Here is a 17323-nt window from a genome sequence, read left to right as displayed (position 1 = left end):
ACATGGGTGACAATCAGGTCGAGAAGAACGTGGAGTCCCGGGCGGGCAGTGCCTCGGCGACGGGGGAGAACGCGTCGCAGCGTCCGGCGGAACAGGCGCCCGAAGCGGCGCCGAAGCAGGAGGCCGCTCCCGCATCTGGCGCGAAGGAGACGCATGCCGAGGCCAATCACGAGGAGGCCGGGCAGAAGGACGGCGGAAAGCACCCGTCAACCATGACCATGCGCATCGTCTCCGGCGCCATCTACGCAATCGGAACGGTCGCGTGCCTTTTCTTGGGCACGTGGCCTACGGCGATTCTCATCGCGGTTATGGCGTTCCTGTGCTGCTCGGAGTTCCTTAAGATGTCTCGCCGCAGCGGCAGGATGCCAAATGACGTCATAGCGCTCGCATTCGCGGTAATCTTCCCGTTCGCGCCGCTCTCGAACATCTCAGACTCGGAGTTCTTCGTCATATTCGCGCTGCTCGTGGTGTGTGCGCTGTGGTACGTGTCAACGCCGCGGGCAAACATGGGCGACGTGGCCCTCACGGTGTTCGGGCCCATCTACACGTCGCTCGCGTTCTCGAGCATCGTGATCATCCGCGACGCCTTCCCCGGCTGGAGGGGCGCCCTTCTCACCTTTGCGGTCATGGGGTCCATCTGGCTCAGCGACTCGTGCGCATACTTCGTGGGATCAAAGCTCGGCAAGCACAAGCTTGCGCCCAGAATCTCTCCCAACAAGAGCGTCGAGGGCTTCTGGGGCGGCATGGTCGGCAGCGTCGCCGTGTGGGCCGTCGTGTTCGCGCTCGGCATCTACAACATCAACCTGCCGTACGCCATCGCGTGCGGCGTGCTGGTTGACGCGGCCGCCGTCGCGGGAGACCTCTTCGAGTCTCGCATCAAGCGCGGCGTCGGCGTGAAGGACTCGGGAAACCTCATGCCTGGCCACGGTGGCATGCTCGACAGGTCCGACTCGCTCCTCTTTGGCGGCATGACCGCGTTCCTGCTGCTCAGGCTGGGAGGAATCCTGTGAGCATATTCGAGGGCTTCAAGTCTGGCGTGATGCGGCACGAGCCGCAGCGCGTCGCGGTGCTGGGCGCGTCGGGATCGATCGGGACGCAGACGCTCGACGTCTGCCGCAGGCATGCGGACCGCCTGAGCGTCGTCGCCGTTGCCGTGAACGACTCCGTCTCGTTTGCCGTGAAGGCCGCGCGCGAGTTTGGCTGCGCCTACGTCGTGATCGCTAACGAGGCGCACCGGGACGACCCGGCACTTGCCGATCTTCCCGCTTCCTGCAAGGTGAGCTTTGGCCAGGAGGGCCTCACGTGCGTCGCTTCCGCGGAGGACGTGGACAGCGTCGTGGACGCGGTCGTGGGGTTCGCGGGCATCTATGCGGGATACGCCGCGCTCAAGGCCGGCAAGGCGCTCATGTACGCAAACAAGGAGTCGCTTGTCGTCGGCGGCGACCTTCTCATGCCGCTCGCACGCCCCGGTCGGCTCATCCCGGTCGACTCGGAGCACAGCGCCATATACCAGTGTCTGGTGGGGGAGCACCGCTCGGACGTCCATAGAATCTGGCTCACGTGCTCCGGCGGCCCGTTCTTTGGCATGGGCCGAGAAGAGCTCTCCCGCGTGACCGCCGCCATGGCGCTCAAGCATCCCACGTGGGCCATGGGCGCCAAGATTACGATCGACTCCGCGACGCTCATGAACAAGGGCCTCGAGGTGCTCGAGGCTCACCACCTGTTTGACGTCCCCGTCGACATGGTGAACGTGCTTGTGCACCCTCAGAGCATGGTGCACTCGATGGTCGAGTTCGAGGACGGCGTCGTGAAGGCTCAGCTTGGCCCCTCTGACATGCGCATACCCATCCAATACGCGCTCAGCTACCCCGAGCGCTGGGAGACGCCCGCGCCGCGCGTGGACTACTGCGAGGTGCCGGACTTCACGTTCGGCCGCGCGGACGAGGACGCGTTCGGCTGCCTCAGGCTCGCGAAGGAGGCCGGCCGCGACGGCGGCACCATGCCGTGTGCGATGAACGCGGCAAACGAGGTCGCGAACCTCGCGTTCAGGCAGGGCCGTTGCGGCTTCCTGGACGTTGAGGCGACGGTCGCCCACGTGATGGGGAAGACCGATGCCGTCCCGGTGGAGTCCCTGCCGCAGCTTGAGGAAGTCGACGCTCGCTCTCGCGAGCTCGCCGCATCCTACCTGGACGGGACATGCCGCTGATGGGCGTCGTGTCCGCGGTGTTCTGGGGCGTGGTCGTACTGTCGCTTCTTGTGTTCCTGCACGAGGGGGGCCACTTCCTCGCGGCTCGCGCCTGCGGCATGCGCGTGACGGAGTTCTATCTGGGCATGCCGTGCCGCCACCACATCGCGCGGAAGTCCCGCACGTACGGCACGGAGTTTGGCGTCACGCCTATACTGCTCGGCGGCTACACGCGCATCTGCGGCATGGAGGGCACGCACGACGATCTCCTGCCCGCCTGCTTCGGCATCGTCCAGCGTGAGGGTCGCGTGCTTGCCACGGACGTCGCCGCAGAGCTCGGCGTGGACGCCGACCGCGCGTACGACTTGCTTGCGACGCTTGCGGACTGGGCGGCCATTCGTCCGCACTACGATGCCGGGAAGGGCGAAGCCCCGTCGCAGGGCACCTTGCCCGAGGCGTTCGAGACCCTCCGCCGCGACCCCAACATGCTGACGGAATACGATGCGGGCCACGACTTCTCGCTTTCTGGCACGACGGAGGCAAGCGAGCCGCGACCGCTCGAAGACCCGAACAAGGCGCTTGCGAGCGAGAAGAGCCGTACCTATCTGGGCAAGGGCTTCCTCAAACGCACCTTCACGCTGGTTGCGGGGCCGCTCGTGAACATCGCGCTCGCGTTTCTCATCGTGACGGCAAGCCTCTCCATCGCAGGCGTCGAAGTTGCGGTGAACTCCAACCGCCTTGGCGCCGTTACCGCGGACTCGGCCGCGCAGGCGGCGGGCCTCAGGGCAGGCGACGTCGTCACGAGCGTCGGCGGCAGGCCTTGCGAGGACTGGAACAGCCTCGCGTCTGCCATTGACGCCGCGCTTGAGACCGGCGAGGACTTCGACGTGACGTACACACGCGGCGGCTCCACGCACGAGGCCGTCGTCAAGACGGGGGGCAAGCGCCTGAGCGCGCTCGGCGTCGAGGCGCTTACGCGTCGCATGCGCCTGAGCCTGCCGGACGCCGCGTACTCAGCCGTGCGCTACGGCCAGGAGGTCGCCGGCTTTGCGGCGAGGCTCATCATGCCGCAGCACACCATGGAGACGCTCGGGTCCGCCTCCTCCGTGGTCGGCATCTCCGCTGCGGCCAGCCAGGCGGCGTCAAGCGGCATGAACGACTTTCTCCTCTTCATCGCGATGGTGTCCATGTCGCTCGGGTTCATGAACCTGCTTCCCATCCCGCCGCTCGACGGCGGGAAGGTTCTGATAGAGATTGTCCAGCTCGTAATTCGCAGGCAGCTATCCGTCAGGGTGCAGGCGTACATCAGCTACGCCGGCCTGGCTTTCTTCCTGTTCATCTTCGTGTTCGCCCTCAAGAACGACGTCGTGCGCCTCGTTATTGGCTGACGTCGTCGGGGCCGATAGGGGGTTTGTATGAGTGATGAGAAAAGCGTGCGCCCCGCTCGCGAGCTCACGCACCAGGTGCACGTGGGGAGCGTTGCCGTCGGCGGCGGCGCGCCCGTGTCGGTGCAGTCCATGTGCACCACGAAGACGGACGATCCCGCGTCCACGCTCGCGCAGATCGAGGGTCTCGCAAAGGCCGGCTGCGAGATCATACGCGTCGCCGTCCCCAACGCGGCGGCGCTGGATGGCTTCGGCGAGATCTGCGCCCAGAGTCCGCTTCCCGTGGTCGCGGACATCCACTTCGACCACCGGCTTGCCATAGAGGCGGCGCGCCGAGGCGCGGCTGCGCTTCGCATAAACCCCGGCAACATCGGCTCGTTCGACCGCGTGGACGCCGTGATCGACGAAGCCGGAAGCCGGGGGATCCCCATCCGCATCGGCGTGAACGCAGGCTCGCTCGATCCCAAGGTCGACGCGCGCCAGGACCTCACGCTGCCGCAGAAGCTCGTCGCGTCCGCCTCCTCCTACGTGGAGCACTTCCGCGAGCGTGGCTTCGACGACATCGTGCTCTCCGCGAAGGCGCACTCCGTGCCCATCACGCTCCAGACGTACCGCATGCTCTCGCGCGAGCTTCCCACGGTGCCGCTGCACGTGGGCGTCACGGAGGCCGGCACGTTGCGGCAAGGCACGGTCAAGAACTGCGCAGGCGTCGGCATCCTGCTCGAGCAGGGCATAGGTGACACCATGCGCCTCTCGCTCACGGCCGACCCCGTGGAGGAGGTCAACGTCGCCTGGGACCTTCTGTCCTCGCTCGGCATGCGTCGACTGCATCCCGAGCTCGTCAGCTGTCCCACGTGCGGGCGCTGCCAGGTCAACCTCATCGGTATGGCGGAGGAGGTCTCCCGCAGGCTCGCCACGGTCAAGGCACCGATCTCCGTCGCGGTCATGGGGTGCGTCGTAAACGGCCCCGGCGAGTCGCGCGACGCGGACCTCGGCATCGCGTGCGGCCGCGGCCAGGGCGTGCTGTTCCGCAATGGCGAGAAGATTCGAAACGTCCCGGAAGACCAGATCGTGGACGAGCTCTTCCGCGAGATAGAGGCCCGCTACGGGGACTAGATCGCGGGCGACGCAGGCGAGAAGGACGCGTAGAATGTACCCTTGGTGTTCTTGCCGACGCAGGCGTCGGCCGGCAGAGACTTGGAAGGAAGCACGTTGAGAAAGTACATGCAGATGTCGAAGCTCTACGCTCCGACCCTCAAGGAAGACCCCAGGGAGGCGGAGCTTGCAAGCCACAGGCTGCTGCTTCGTGCGGGAATGATTCGCCGCGGCGCGGTGGGCCTGTACAGCTACCTGCCGCTCGCGTGGCGCTCCATCAACAAGATCGAGGACATCATCCGCGACGAGATGGAGGCCATCGACGCGCAGGAGATGCAGGTGCCAATCCTGACGGACGGGGACCTCTGGCACCAGAGCGGCCGCTGGAACGCCTACGGCCCCGAGCTCATGCGCCTGAGTGACCGCTACGAGCACGAATACGCGCTCGGCCCCACCCACGAGGAGACGTTCACGGACCTGGTGCGCAACGAGCTCCGCAGCTATAGGCAGCTGCCCGTCACGCTCTACCAAATGCAGGACAAGTTCCGCGACGAGCGCAGGCCCCGCTTTGGCCTCATGCGCGGCCGCGAGTTCATCATGAAGGACGCCTACTCGTTCAGCGCGACGCAGGAGTCCCTGCAGGAGTGCTACGACAAGCAGAAGCAGGCCTATGCAAACGTGTGCGAGCGCGTGGGGCTCAGGGCGCTTCCCGTCGTGGCGGACTCTGGCCAGATCGGCGGCGACACGTCCGTCGAGTTCATGGCGCTCGCCGACGCCGGCGAGGCCGCGCTCGTGTACTGCGACGACTGCGGCTTCGCGGCCGACACCGAGGCCGCGACCGCCGGCGTGACCGTGGCCGACGGCGAGCCGGGCGACATGGAGAAGATCTCGACCCCCGGAATCGGCACCATCGACGACGTCTCGTCGTTTCTCCATATCCCCGCGTCGGCGACCCGCAAGGCGCTTGCGCTCGTGGACGGCGACGGGAAGCCCGTCGTATGCTTCGTCCCCGGCGACCACGAGCTGAACGACGTGAAGGCGGAGCACGCGTTTGGCGAGTACCACCTGATGAGCGACGAGGAGCTCAAGGAGTACGGCCTCGTGAAGGGCTTCATCGGGCCGGTCGGCCTTCCCGATGGCATCCGCGTCTTCTTCGACGAGTCGCTGCGCCCGTCCGAGTGGTGGACCATCGGCGCGAACGAGGCGGACTTCCACTTCGTGCACGCCCACCCCGGCCGCGACTTCACGATCGCGGACAACGCGTGGGTCGACGTCGTCACGGCCAGGGCGGGCGACCGCTGCCCCAAGTGCGGCGCACCCCTGAAGGAGGCCCGTGGCATCGAGGTCTCGCAGGTGTTCCAGCTCGGCACGAAGTACTCCGAGGCGATGGGCGCCACGTTCATGGACGAGGACGGCGTGGAGAAGCCTCTGATCATGGGCTGCTACGGCATCGGCATAAGCCGCACGCTGCAGGCGATCGTGGAGCAGCACCACGACGAGCACGGCATCATCTGGCCGGTGAGCGTCGCTCCGTACGAGGTCGAGGTCATTCCGCTGGACGTGCACGACGAGCTCGTGTGGCCCGTCGCGGACAAGGTCGCGAGCGAGCTTCTGGAGCTTGGCGTCGACGTGATGGTGGACGACTGCAAGGAGCGCCCGGGCGTCAAGTTCAACGATGCCGACCTCATGGGCATGCCGTTCCAGGTGGTCTGCGGCAAGAAGGCCGTGAAGAACGGCAACGTCGAGCTTAAGGTGCGCGCGACTGGTGAGCGCACGGAGGTAGCGATAGAGGACGTGGCACGGCTTCTGGCCCAGAGGGTCGAGGCCGAGCGCGCGTAGGCGCACCGCACAGAGGTAACGTCAGGCGGCCTGACCCAGGGGGGAGGGCCGCCTCGCTTATGCGAACGTGGGAAGAAGGGGAGAAGAGCGTGGATTACAAGGAGCTTGCGGCTGCGGCGCGCGGCAACATGGGTCCGTGGTGCAAGGCATGCCCCGTATGCGACGGCCGCGCATGCGGCTCGCACATGCCAGGTCCCGGATCGAAGGGCACGGGCACGGTTGCGGCGCGAAACTTTGCGGCGTGGCAGGACGTGCGCGTGCAGATGGACACGATCCACGAGGCCTGCGATGCCGACACGTCCGTGAAGCTGTTTGGCAGAAGGCTCTCGGTTCCCGTAATGATCGGTCCCCTGGGCGACGTGAGGCTCCACTACGGTGACAAGTGGGAGATGGAGGACTACAACTCCTGCATCCTGCACGCGGCTGCCGATGCAGGTTCGCTTGCGTGGACGGGCGACGGGAAGATTGCCTCCATTCACGAGTCCGCAGTGCATGACATACGCGACCTCGACGGCCTCGGCGTCACCACCATCAAGCCGTGGAACCTCGAGACCGTGATGCGGAAGCTCGAACTTGCGCTCACGGCCCGTCCGGTCGCCATCGCGATGGACATAGACGCCGCGGGACTCCCGTTCCTGAAGGGCTTCCAGCCGCCCGCGGGACCGAAGTCCGTGGCGGAGCTGCAACAGGTGGCGGATGCCTGCCATGCTCACGACACGCCGTTCGTGCTGAAGGGCATTATGGGCGGGCGTGCGGCACGCAAGGCCGCGGAGGCTGGTGCGGACGCCATCGTGGTGAGCAACCACGGCGGCCGCGTGCAGGACGGTGTCCCCGCGACGGCGGAGGTGCTGCCCGCGATAGAGCGGGAGGTCGGCGGCGACCTCAAGGTCCTTGTGGACGGGGGCATCCGTTCTGGCCTCGACGTGTTCCGCGCACTGGCACTCGGCGCGGATGCATGCCTTGTGTGCAGGCCGTTTGCCGTCGTGACGTACGGTGCGGGAGCAGAGGGCGTAAAGGACTACTTCGCGCAGCTTACGCGGGAGCTAAGGGACACGATGGAGATGTGCGGCGCGCGTACGGTGGCGGACATCGGCCCGGAAATGCTTGCGTGACTCACGCGCAACGCAAAAAGTTTTTCTGGTCAAAGGTGTGTATGTCCGCAGGTAAAGGCATGCGGGCACAAAAATCTGCAAACAATTTTGTGATTGATGGCACTTCTCGGCTTTACAAGGCGCCATGTTCTGATAGTATAGCTACCGCACTGAGGGCGATTAGCTCAGGGGTAGAGCACTTCCTTCACACGGAAGGGGTCGCTGGTTCAAATCCAGCATCGCCCACCATCGAATTCGAGGGCCGGACGGGTGACCGTTCGGCCTTTTTTTGGTGTGCAGCTCCTACTGCATCTACATACATGAGCGCGCCCGCCTGGAGTTCCAAGCGGGCGCGTCTGTCTTGCTGCAAAATGCCTTGGGGGAGAAGGGCAAGGTCCCAGGCCGGGGACCGCGTCGCGTGGCGCGGCCTTGAGGGCGTGGAAGCCCCCTACTTGGCGTCCAGGATCGTGACGACCTTCTTCGAGAGCACGAAGACGAGAAGTGCCATCACGACGCAGGTGGAGCCGATGAATATCTCGGCGAGGGACTTCTGGGGTGCGACGAGGATGTACGCGGCGCAGAAGAACATCACGAGCACCATTACCGAGCTCATGTTGCGGATCTGCCTGGCGTTGGAGGGCACGTTGATCTTGCGGGCGCACTGGAAGCCCATGTAGGAGCAGAGCACGCCGTCGATCAGTCCGACGTACGCGCGCGGGTTCAGGTGGTTCACAACGATGAGGGCGATTGCGGATGCGGTCGCGAGCACACCGACGATGAGTGAGATGATGCATACGATCTTGAGCTTCTTGCACGCGTCGTTCATGTGGGTCTCCGTTTCGGGTTTGTGGGCGGTCGCCCGTGCGACCGCGCTGCGTGACGGGGGAGACGTCCCCCCCCCTCTGTCTTGGTTCCCAATAGAGTGAAGTTTAGCGTTTTGTGGAGGAAGTTCACAACTGGGGACCCAGTCAGGCGGTTTGAAGATTCTCGCTTGACCGGATGGATGACTTTGGTACTATATCTCTCGCACCAACGAACGGGGAATTAGCTCAGTTGGGAGAGCGCATGACTGGCAGTCATGAGGTCAGGGGTTCGAATCCCCTATTCTCCACCACGTAGACTCTGGGGCGGCGGCTGTGGTCGCCGCCCTTTCCAGTTTCCGGGCCTATGGCGCAACGGTTAGCGCAGGGGACTCATAATCCCTGGGTTGGGAGTTCGAATCTCTCTGGGCCCACCACACGCTTCGGGACCCCCACGGGGGTCCCTTTTTTGGAGGCTTCGGTAGTTTGTGTGACAAGGGGCTAGCCTAGGCAGCAACGCTCTTCGCTCCCTTCACGCCCTTCTTCCTCGCCTTCACCGGGCGACCCGGGAGCTGGGGCTGGCAGTCGCCGCACCTGAGCATGAGCAGGGCCACGAGGTTGTCGGTGTTGCGGAAGCCGTAGCCCATCCTCACCGTCACCTTGATCTTGTTGTTGATGGCCTCTACGCGCCCGTTGCTGATGCCGAGCTCGACTGCGGCGATGATGTCGTCGCGCCGGCGGCGCACCTTCTTCTCCACGGCGACGACCTTGGCGATCTTGCAGTAGGCGGCCCTGTGCATCCAGTCGTCGAGCAGCTCGGCGGCCTCGGAGCCGTCGGCTGCCCGGAAGACGGCCCGCAGGTCCTCCTTGAGCTCCCAGGCCCTGACCAGCCGCGAGCCGGCCCTCTTCTTGAGCGCCTCGAGCCTCGCCCTCTGGCCGTCGGTGAGGTCCTCGGGGTTCTTCACGAGCGCGTAGCGGCTGCCCTTGATGGAGGCCGCCTCCTCCTCGAGCGCCCTGACCTCCTCGGGCGGCAGCTCGCCTTTGGCAGGCCTGCCGCGCTTGCCCTCGGGCCTGGGCCTGGCGGCCCTGGCGGCGGCCCTGGCGGCGTTCCACTCCTCGCAGCGCACGGCGTCGAGCGCGTCGTTCATCCACTGGACCACGTGGAAGGGGTCCATGACCCACCTCGCGTTGGGGCAGCGGCGCTTGACCAGCTGCCTTATCCACCTCGCGCCGTCGGCGGTCACCACCTCTATGGCGCGCCTCTGCTCGCGCGTGAGCTCGTCGAGGAACAGGTTGAGCACGTCCTTGCCGGTGCCCTCGTGCGCCCAGATGAGGCAGCCGCGGTCGTGGTCGACGACCACCGTGACGTACTTGTGGCCCTTCTTGTACGACGTCTCGTCGATGCCGATGCGGCGCACGCCGTCGAACCTCGAGGCGCCGCGCGCGGCCTCCAGCTCGGCGTAGACGCGCCTGCACACGCCGCCCACGCTGTGCCACTCGACGCGGGCGAGCTCGGAGACCGCCGAGGCGGTGCAGCGGACCGCCAGCCACGCCACCCAGTCCTCGAAGTCGCGCGTGAAGCGCGCCCCGTGCCGCGCCCAGGGGACGGCCTCGGTGCGCACGCCGTGCTCCGGGCAGCGCACCCTGCAGGGCGCGTACTCCAGGTAGCAGGCCGAGCGCGCCAGGTCCATCGCCCTCCACAGCCTGGGGGCCCCGCGGTTCGCCATGTCGTAGAAGTCGCAGGCCCTGCCGCATACGGGGCAGCGGCGCTGCTCGCGCTTGTAGGGCCGGACGCTCACGACGATGCGCTCGGCCTCGATGCGCGCGCCCAGGACGACCGTGCGGGCCAGACCGAGGGCGAGAAGTAGTAGACTCTTCATGCGTCACACCTCTTCGGTTGTCTGAATTTGGCTTAGCAATCATAGGCGGATGACGCGGAAACGGCCCCTCCCGGGGCCGTTTCAGTTCCAGATCGTTGTTTTCGCCCGCTGAGCTGGGCCTATGCCGGAATCTCTCCCACAGAAACCACCGAAGAGCCCTTTTTTGTTGTCTGAAATTGGCAAAACTTTTCTGTTGACTCGCATCCTCGTTTTGGTAACATATTTTCCGCACCAACGAACGGGGAATTAGCTCAGTTGGGAGAGCGCATGACTGGCAGTCATGAGGTCAGGGGTTCGAATCCCCTATTCTCCACCACGTAGACTCTGGGGCGGCGGCTGTGGTCGCCGCCCTTTCCAGTTTCCGGGCCTATGGCGCAACGGTTAGCGCAGGGGACTCATAATCCCTGGGTTGGGAGTTCGAATCTCTCTGGGCCCACCACATGCTTCGGGACCCCCACGGGGGTCCCTTTTTTGTCGCCGCCGACCATTTGCTGCACGCGGTCTCGTTGGGCGTGCCATAGACCCGTGGCATCCGCGCGGCGCGCGCGACGGAGCCGTCGGTGCAACTCAGCCCGAAACCGACCTGCAATGGTGCTTTGGTAAGTGTCGCGAGCGGCGTGCGCGGCAGGTGCCGGAGCCACGTATAATCGGGTGGATTGTACTTCTCGGGCAGACGCCCGTATGGTGGAACGGACAGCACTTGATAGCACTTGCAGACAAGATCACGAAGTCGTTTGGCGGCCGTGTCCTGTACACGGCCGCAACGTTGCAGCTGAACGCGGGGGAGCGCTGGGGCCTGGTCGGGCCCAACGGCGCGGGCAAGACCACGCTCCTCAAGATCATGATGGGGCTGGAGGAGCCTGACGAGGGCACCGTGTCGTTCGCGCGCGACGCGTCCATAGGCTACCTGGAGCAGGAGACGCACCTCGCAGGCGAGAAGAGCGCGCTCGGCGAGGTCGTGGACTCCGCCGTGGAGGTCAAGCGCCTCGAGGCTCGCATCAAGGAGATGGAGCGCCAGATATCCGAGATGCCTGAGGGCGACGAGCAGTACGCGCTGCTGGAGCGCTACGGCGCGGCGCAGGACCGCTACGAGCGCCTTGGGGGCTACGAGCTCGAGGCGAGGGCGAAGCAGATCCTGGGCGGCCTGGGATTTCCCGTCGAGGACTTCGACAAGCCGGCGAAGGAGTTCTCCGGCGGCTGGCAGATGCGCATTGCCCTGTCGAAGCTGCTGCTGAGGCATCCCGACCTTCTCCTTCTGGACGAGCCCACCAACCACCTGGACCTGGAATCCGTAAAGTGGCTGGAGTCGTTCCTGGCGGGCTACGACGGCGCCGTGCTGCTGGTGAGCCACGACCGCTCGTTCATGGACGCGTGCGTGAGCCACATCGCGTCGCTCGAGAACAAGCGCCTCATGACGTACACGGGAAACTACACCAGCTACCTGCACCAGCGCGAGGACAACCTGGAGCAGCTCCGTGCGAAGCGCGCGGCGCAGGAGCGCGACATCCAGCACATGGAGGTCTTCATCGACCGCTTCCGCTACAAGCCCACGAAGGCGAAGCAGGTGCAGGAGCGCATCAAGAAGCTCGAGAAGGTGCGCGAGGAGCTGGTGGTGCTGCCGGAGTCCTCCAAGAAGGTGCACTTCAAGTTCCCCGATCCGCCGCGCACCGGAGACGAGGTCGTGAGCCTGGAGGGGATCTCGAAGCACTACGAGGACAACGACGTGTACGACGGCGTGAGCCTGAAGCTGTACCGCGGCGACCACGTGGCGCTCGTGGGCCCCAACGGCGCGGGAAAGTCCACGCTCATGAAGATCATCAACGGGCACGAGGCCCCCACGGCGGGCACCGTGAAGCTTGGCCAGAACGTGACCGTGGCATACTACGCGCAGCACCAGCTCGAGACCCTGCGCGAGTCCTACACCGTGCTGCAGGAGATGGACGAGGCGGCCCCCGGCTGGACCTCCTCCCAGGAGCGCAAGCTGCTTGGCGCGTTTTTGTTCCACGGCGACGACGTGGAGAAGAAGGTCGGCGTGCTTTCCGGCGGCGAGCGCGCGCGTCTGGCGCTCGCGCGCATGCTCGTGGCGCCGGACCCGCTGCTGTGCCTGGACGAGCCCACGAACCACCTGGACATCGACTCCGTGGACGTTCTGGAGGAGGCCCTCGTCAACTTCCCGGGCACCATCGTGCTCATCAGCCACGACGAGCACCTGGTGCGCGCGGTGGCGAACAAGGTGGTGGACGTGCGCGACCACAAGGTGACGCTCTACGACGGTGACTACGACTACTACCTGTACAAGCGCGCGGAGCTCGAGGGCCAGGCGCAGGGCGCCGAGGCGGGCGAGAAGGACGCGGCGCCCAGGCAGGCGGCGGCGCCTTCGGCAGCTACCGCGCCGTCCGCGCCCGCCGGCCGCAACGTGAAGACGAAGGAGCAGCGTCGCGCGGAGGCGGAGGCCAGAAACGCTGCGAACAAGGCCGTTCGCGAGGAGAGGAAGCGCCTGAAGCAGGTGGAGGCGGCGCTGAAGCCGGCGCAGGCGCGCTACAAGGAGCTTGTGAACATGATGGCCGACGAGGCGCTGTACAACGACGCCGCGAAGTTCGACCAGTGCATGAAGGAGTACAACGCACTCTCGAAGAAGATCCCGGCGCTCGAGGAGGAGTGGCTGGAGCTTACCGAGAAGATCGAGGAGAGTCTGAATGCCTAGGCACGCCGCCCCGGACTGGGACGAGGGGACGCGGGCGTATCCCGCGACGCAGACGCGCCGCCAGGCGCAGGACGCGCCCGTGGATGCTGCCGGCGCGATGCCCGCCGACGAGTCGCGGACCCAGCCGTACGCAGGCCAGCCGTACGCGCGGCGGCAGTACGCTGCGGCACCGCAGCGGCCGTACGTGGCGCCGGTGGAGAGCCCGAGGCAGACGCCCTTCTCGCCCCAGGGCGCGCAGGTGTCGCCCGCGGCGCGGCGGGCGTCCGGCCGTGCGGCGTCGTGGCTGCTTAAGGTGGTCGCGCTCGCGTGCAGGCTGTACGCGATCGCGCTTGCGGCGCTCGTGGTGGCGAATGCCGTGGTGCTGGGCTCATGGCGCATCCACGTGGTAGAGCTCACCGCGGCGTTCACGGCGTGGCTGCCGTCGTCCGTCTCTGGCACGCTCGTGTACCAGACGCCGTTTGGCGGCGTGCTGCGCGGGGACTTCGTCGCGGTGGCCATCGCGCTGTTCGTGATCGACTGGCTGCTTGTGCGCAAGGCGCGCTCGCTTGGTGCAAGGTAGGAAAACATGCTCTCTAACCAGAGGATATTCATGATCGTGGGCTCGGTCGCCCTTGTGATGCTCTCGGCGGTCGTGCACGAGGTGGCGCACGGCTGGGTAGCGTACAAGCTGGGCGACCCCACGGCGAAGCAGGCGGGCAGGCTCACGCTCAACCCGCTCGCGCACCTTGACCCGGTGGGGTCCGTGCTGCTGCCGCTCCTGATGGCGTGGATCGGCGGGCCGGTGTTCGCGTTCGCGAAGCCGGTGCCGTACAACCCGTACAACCTCAGGAACCCCCGTCGCGACGAGGTGCTGGTGGCGCTTGCGGGCCCGGCGTCCAACCTGCTGCAGGCGCTCGTGGGCTCGTTGGCGTTCAGGCTCGCGTTCGCGTCGTGGTCCGGCGCGGCAGATGCGCTGTACTGGGTGCTCATGGCGCTGCAGATCTACGTGTACGTCAACCTGACGCTCATGTTCTTCAACCTCATACCGCTGCCGCCGCTCGACGGCTCCAAGATCGTGATGCCGCTTCTGCACGGCAGCGCGCGGCAGAGCTACTACAAGATCCAGCAGTACAGCATGCCCATCCTTCTGGTCGTGCTGTACGTGCTGCCGTCCGTCCTGGGCTTCGACCCGCTGGGCATGTACCTGGACGCGACCGCCGGGAACCTCGCGACGCTCATGATGGGGGCGTAGGTGTCGTACAACGTAAAGACACAGGCGTACTCTGGACCGTTCGACCTGCTGCTGCAGCTGGTCAGTCGGCAGAAGCTCGACATCGGGTCCATCTCGATCGCCGAGGTGGCCGACCAGTACATGCGCGAGGTGCAGTCCATGGGCGAGCTCGACCTGGACGTGGCGAGCGACTTCGTGCTCGTGGCGTCCACGCTGCTCGACATGAAGGCGGCCGCGCTCGTGCCGGACGAGCCGCAGCGCCCGCGAGGGGTGGACGACGAGGACGACGACGAGGACGACCTCGCGAGCCTCTCGCCCGACGAGGCGCGCGAGGTGCTCATTGCGCGGCTCATCGCGTACAAGCAGTTCCGAAACGCCGCCGCGGCGCTCGGCAGCCGCATGGAGGCGGAGAGCCTGATGGAGCCGCGCACGGCCGGCCCGGACCCGGAGTTCATGGGACTCATGCCGGACTACCTCGAGGGCATCACGCTGCGCTCGCTCGCGGTGATCTGCGCGGACCTGGACAGCCGCCGCCAGGGCTTCCTGCTGGAGGCGGAGCACATCGCCCCGAAGCGACTGCCCATTGCGCTCACCGTCGCGTCAGTCGACCGCGTCACGCGCGCCCACCCGCTCGTGAGCTTCTCCGAGCTGCTCGACGGCGACCTGCGCCCCGAGACGCTCGTCGCGACGTTCCTCGCGATACTGGAGCTGGAGAAGCGCGGGTCCGTCGTGTTGACGCAGGAGCAGACGTTCGGCGAGATAGACGTCGCGCGCGTCGAGGGCGCGAAGCCGTTCGAGCTCGACAACTCGGACCTCACGAGCATCGAGGAGGATGCCTGATGCAGGACCTTGAACATCTTGACCACGACTCGCTGAAGGGGGCGCTGGAGGCGCTTCTTCTCGTCTCGACGGACGCCGTCCCCGCGACCGAGCTCTCGAAGGCCCTGGGCGTCGCCCCGAGCGAGGCGGCGGGTGCGCTGGCGGAGCTCGCGGCGGAGTACTCCGACGCAAACCGCGGCTTCCAGCTGCGCGAGGTCGCGGGCGGCTGGAGGCTGTTCACCCACCCCGCCTACCACGACGCCGTGGAGCGCTACGTGCTCTCGTGGGACACGCGGCGCCTCTCGCAGGCCGCGCTCGAGACGCTGGCGGTCATCGCATACCACCAGCCGGTCACGCGCGAGGGCGTGAAGGCCGTCCGCGGAGTCAACTCGGACGGCGTGATCGGCTCGCTTAAGGAGAAGGGCCTCGTGCGCGAGGTGGGGCGCGAGCGCGACCGCAGCCACGCCATGCAGTACGGCACTACGCGGCGCTTCCTGGAGACGTTTGGCCTGCGCAGCCTGCGCGACCTGCCGCCTCTGGAGGACTTCGCGCCAGACGAGGAGTCGAAGCGCTTCATCCGCGAGCGGCTCTCTGGCAGCGCGATATCCTCCACGCTTGAGGAGGCCACGGCCGACATCGAGGAGGAGCAGGAGCTGCTGGGAGACGCGTTCGCGGGCGACGAGGCCCCCGGTTCGTCCGAGGAGGATGAGGCCGACGGCGCCACCGCGGACCGCGAGGGCGAGGCGGAGCGCTGATGGGTCGGCAAAGCGATGGCGCCGAGAAGAGCGGCGGCCTCGACATAGCCTACACCATGAGGCTCCAGCGCTACCTGGCCCGGGCGGGCGTCGCGAGCCGCCGCGGTTCAGAGGCTCTTATGACCGCGGGCCGCGTGCGCGTGAACGGCCAGGTCGTGACGGAGCTCGGCAGCAAGGTGACGCCGGGCGTGGACGTGGTGACGGTGGACGGGCGCGCGTGCACGCTCGCGGACGACTCCGCGTACGTGATGCTGTACAAGCCGTCCGGCTACGTCACCACCATGAGCGACCCGCAGGGAAGGCCGTGCGTGGCGTCGCTCGTGCCCACGAAGCGCTACCCGGGGCTCTTTCCCGTGGGGAGGCTCGACGCCGACACGACCGGTCTTCTCCTCTTCACCACCAACGGCGACGTGGCCAACCAGATGCTGCACCCGTCGCATCACGTGTGGAAGCACTACGTGGCGCTCGTGCGTGGCGTGCCAACCCGCCACCAGCTGCAGATGCTGCGCGACGGCGTGAAGATGCCGGACGGCGTGGCGTCGCCCGCCAAGGCGCGGCTGCTCTCCGCGGACGACCCGGCTGCGCTGCCCGTCATAGGCGAGGGCCTGCCGTACAACCACGCCGTGGTGAGCCTCTCGATTCACGAGGGCCGCAAGCACCAGGTGAAGAAGATGCTGCGCTCCATCGGTCACGAGGTGGTGCGGCTGCACCGCGACGAGTTTGGCCCGCTCGCGCTCTCGGGTCTGATGCCGGGACAGTGGCGGCCCCTCACGGACGCGGAGCGTGCGATGATAGAGGGGCTGGCATCGCAGGGCGAGGCGGCGCCCGCGCCGCGGGAGGCCTCGGCGGCTCGGCGGGGACACGGCGCGCGAGCGCCCAGGGAAGGAAGGGAGACCCATCGTGGCTAGGCAGCGGATTCTACTGATGCGTCACCCCGAGACGCGCGAGAACATGGAGGGCGTGCTTTCCGGGCGGATCGACGTGGACCTCACGCCCAGGGGAGAAGAGCAGATGCGCCGTGCCATAGAGGCCGTCGTGGCTTGGGGGCCCGACCGCATCTGGTGCTCCCCGCTGTCGCGCTGCCGCTCCATCGCGGAGGAGGCGGCGTTTCGCCTGGGAATCGAGTGCCGCGTGGAGCCTGGGCTCGCGGAGATAAACTTTGGTAGCATCCAGGGCATGCGGATGGACGCGGTGCACGAGCTTGGCTACGACTTCCCGTGGCCGCTGGACGCGGAAGGGCGCTCCATGCCGGCGCCGGGCGCGGAGAGCTTCGAGGACCTGCTGGGGCGCGCTCGCGGCGTGCTTGCGGCGCTGGAGCCGCTGGAGGGCCGCACGGCGTGCATCAGCCACGGCGGCATGTCCCGCGCCATCCTGGGTGCCGTGTTCGGTACGCCGCTCTCCACGTTCTGGCATGTGACGCTCCCCAACGTGAGCTCGCAGATCCTCACGTACGGGGGCGGGCACTTCTCGCTCGCGGCGCTTGCCCTTGCCCCGAGGAGGTCATCCGCCGCATGCGCGAGCCCGACCTCATAGGAATCGACACGACGCAGAACATCTCTG

Annotated in this window: 15 protein-coding genes and 5 tRNA genes; 18 read left to right on the top strand and 2 right to left on the bottom strand. The window is 66.7% G+C overall.

The features are described from left to right. Positions 1-2: 2 nt before the first annotated feature. The 7 genes from BLT96_RS04600 (at position 3) to BLT96_RS04570 (ending at position 7844) form a co-directional block, all read left to right on the top strand. On the top strand, positions 3-1010 hold the full coding sequence (locus tag BLT96_RS04600; RefSeq protein ID WP_090864196.1) for a phosphatidate cytidylyltransferase: 1008 nt from the start codon (positions 3-5) through the stop codon (positions 1008-1010). Continuing rightward, on the top strand, positions 1007-2206 hold the full coding sequence (dxr, locus tag BLT96_RS04595) for a 1-deoxy-D-xylulose-5-phosphate reductoisomerase (protein ID WP_419185598.1): 1200 nt from the start codon (positions 1007-1009) through the stop codon (positions 2204-2206). Before BLT96_RS04600 ends, dxr begins: the two co-directional genes overlap by 4 nt. After that, positions 2197-3573 carry a M50 family metallopeptidase gene (locus BLT96_RS04590; RefSeq protein WP_090862099.1) on the top strand — a complete coding sequence of 459 codons (1377 nt, stop codon included), beginning with the start codon at positions 2197-2199 and terminating at the stop codon, positions 3571-3573. The genes dxr and BLT96_RS04590 overlap by 10 nt, the downstream gene beginning before the upstream one ends. Before the next feature lie 27 nt (positions 3574-3600). Continuing rightward, positions 3601-4686: a flavodoxin-dependent (E)-4-hydroxy-3-methylbut-2-enyl-diphosphate synthase gene (ispG, locus tag BLT96_RS04585; RefSeq protein WP_090862097.1), complete on the top strand. Its 1086-nt coding sequence runs from the start codon at positions 3601-3603 to the stop codon at positions 4684-4686. Between the two features lie 96 nt (positions 4687-4782). Further along, positions 4783-6504 (top strand): proline--tRNA ligase, encoded by a 1722-nt coding sequence (locus tag BLT96_RS04580; protein WP_172824981.1) that lies wholly within the window; start codon positions 4783-4785, stop codon positions 6502-6504. A gap of 89 nt (positions 6505-6593) precedes the next feature. After that, complete coding sequence (locus BLT96_RS04575) at positions 6594-7616, top strand: alpha-hydroxy-acid oxidizing protein (protein ID WP_090864192.1); 1023 nt, start codon at positions 6594-6596, stop codon at positions 7614-7616. Between the two features lie 153 nt (positions 7617-7769). Continuing rightward, positions 7770-7844, top strand: a tRNA-Val gene (locus BLT96_RS04570). A gap of 199 nt (positions 7845-8043) precedes the next feature. Here BLT96_RS04570 and BLT96_RS04565 read toward each other — a convergent pair. Beyond that, positions 8044-8421, bottom strand: a complete 378-nt coding sequence (locus tag BLT96_RS04565) for a hypothetical protein (RefSeq protein ID WP_090862094.1) — start codon at positions 8419-8421, stop codon at positions 8044-8046. A 212-nt stretch (positions 8422-8633) separates the two neighbouring features. Between BLT96_RS04565 and BLT96_RS04560 the strand changes: the two genes are divergently transcribed. Both BLT96_RS04560 and BLT96_RS04555 read left to right on the top strand, forming a co-directional pair. Beyond that, positions 8634-8709: transfer RNA gene (locus BLT96_RS04560), tRNA-Ala, on the top strand. 47 nt (positions 8710-8756) lie between these two features. Continuing rightward, positions 8757-8832, top strand: a tRNA-Ile gene (locus tag BLT96_RS04555). 69 nt (positions 8833-8901) lie between these two features. Here BLT96_RS04555 and BLT96_RS04550 read toward each other — a convergent pair. Then, positions 8902-10275: an ISL3 family transposase gene (locus tag BLT96_RS04550; protein ID WP_066660379.1), complete on the bottom strand. Its 1374-nt coding sequence runs from the start codon at positions 10273-10275 to the stop codon at positions 8902-8904. A 240-nt stretch (positions 10276-10515) separates the two neighbouring features. On the opposite strand from BLT96_RS04550, the gene BLT96_RS04545 reads away from it, so the two are divergent. From BLT96_RS04545 to BLT96_RS04505, 9 genes are all read left to right on the top strand, one after another. Further along, positions 10516-10591 (top strand) — tRNA-Ala (locus BLT96_RS04545). A gap of 47 nt (positions 10592-10638) precedes the next feature. Further along, positions 10639-10714 (top strand) — tRNA-Ile (locus BLT96_RS04540). Positions 10715-10975: 261 nt separating this feature from the next. Beyond that, a complete protein-coding gene (gene abc-f / locus BLT96_RS04535) occupies positions 10976-12979 on the top strand; it encodes a ribosomal protection-like ABC-F family protein (RefSeq protein ID WP_090862093.1) in 2004 nt (667 codons plus the stop codon). Continuing rightward, complete coding sequence (locus BLT96_RS04530; protein WP_090862091.1) at positions 12972-13538, top strand: hypothetical protein; 567 nt, start codon at positions 12972-12974, stop codon at positions 13536-13538. The genes abc-f and BLT96_RS04530 overlap by 8 nt, the downstream gene beginning before the upstream one ends. Before the next feature lie 6 nt (positions 13539-13544). Continuing rightward, on the top strand, positions 13545-14210 hold the full coding sequence (locus BLT96_RS04525; RefSeq protein ID WP_090862089.1) for a site-2 protease family protein: 666 nt from the start codon (positions 13545-13547) through the stop codon (positions 14208-14210). Continuing rightward, complete coding sequence (locus BLT96_RS04520; protein WP_090862087.1) at positions 14211-15029, top strand: segregation and condensation protein A; 819 nt, start codon at positions 14211-14213, stop codon at positions 15027-15029. Further along, positions 15029-15763: an SMC-Scp complex subunit ScpB gene (gene scpB, locus BLT96_RS04515; RefSeq protein WP_090862085.1), complete on the top strand. Its 735-nt coding sequence runs from the start codon at positions 15029-15031 to the stop codon at positions 15761-15763. The genes BLT96_RS04520 and scpB overlap by 1 nt, the downstream gene beginning before the upstream one ends. After that, entirely contained in the window at positions 15763-16671 is a 909-nt protein-coding gene (locus tag BLT96_RS04510; protein ID WP_090862083.1) for a pseudouridine synthase, read from the top strand. The genes scpB and BLT96_RS04510 overlap by 1 nt, the downstream gene beginning before the upstream one ends. Continuing rightward, positions 16664-17296 (top strand): histidine phosphatase family protein, encoded by a 633-nt coding sequence (locus BLT96_RS04505; RefSeq protein WP_157692159.1) that lies wholly within the window; start codon positions 16664-16666, stop codon positions 17294-17296. Before BLT96_RS04510 ends, BLT96_RS04505 begins: the two co-directional genes overlap by 8 nt. The last annotated feature ends 27 nt before the right edge of the window (positions 17297-17323 follow it).

It is taken from the genome of Parafannyhessea umbonata (assembly GCF_900105025.1).
Taxonomy (GTDB): Bacteria; Actinomycetota; Coriobacteriia; order Coriobacteriales; family Atopobiaceae; genus Parafannyhessea; species Parafannyhessea umbonata.
The sequence above is the reverse complement of the archived record's forward strand: the minus strand, read 5'-3'. Positions and strand labels throughout refer to the sequence as shown.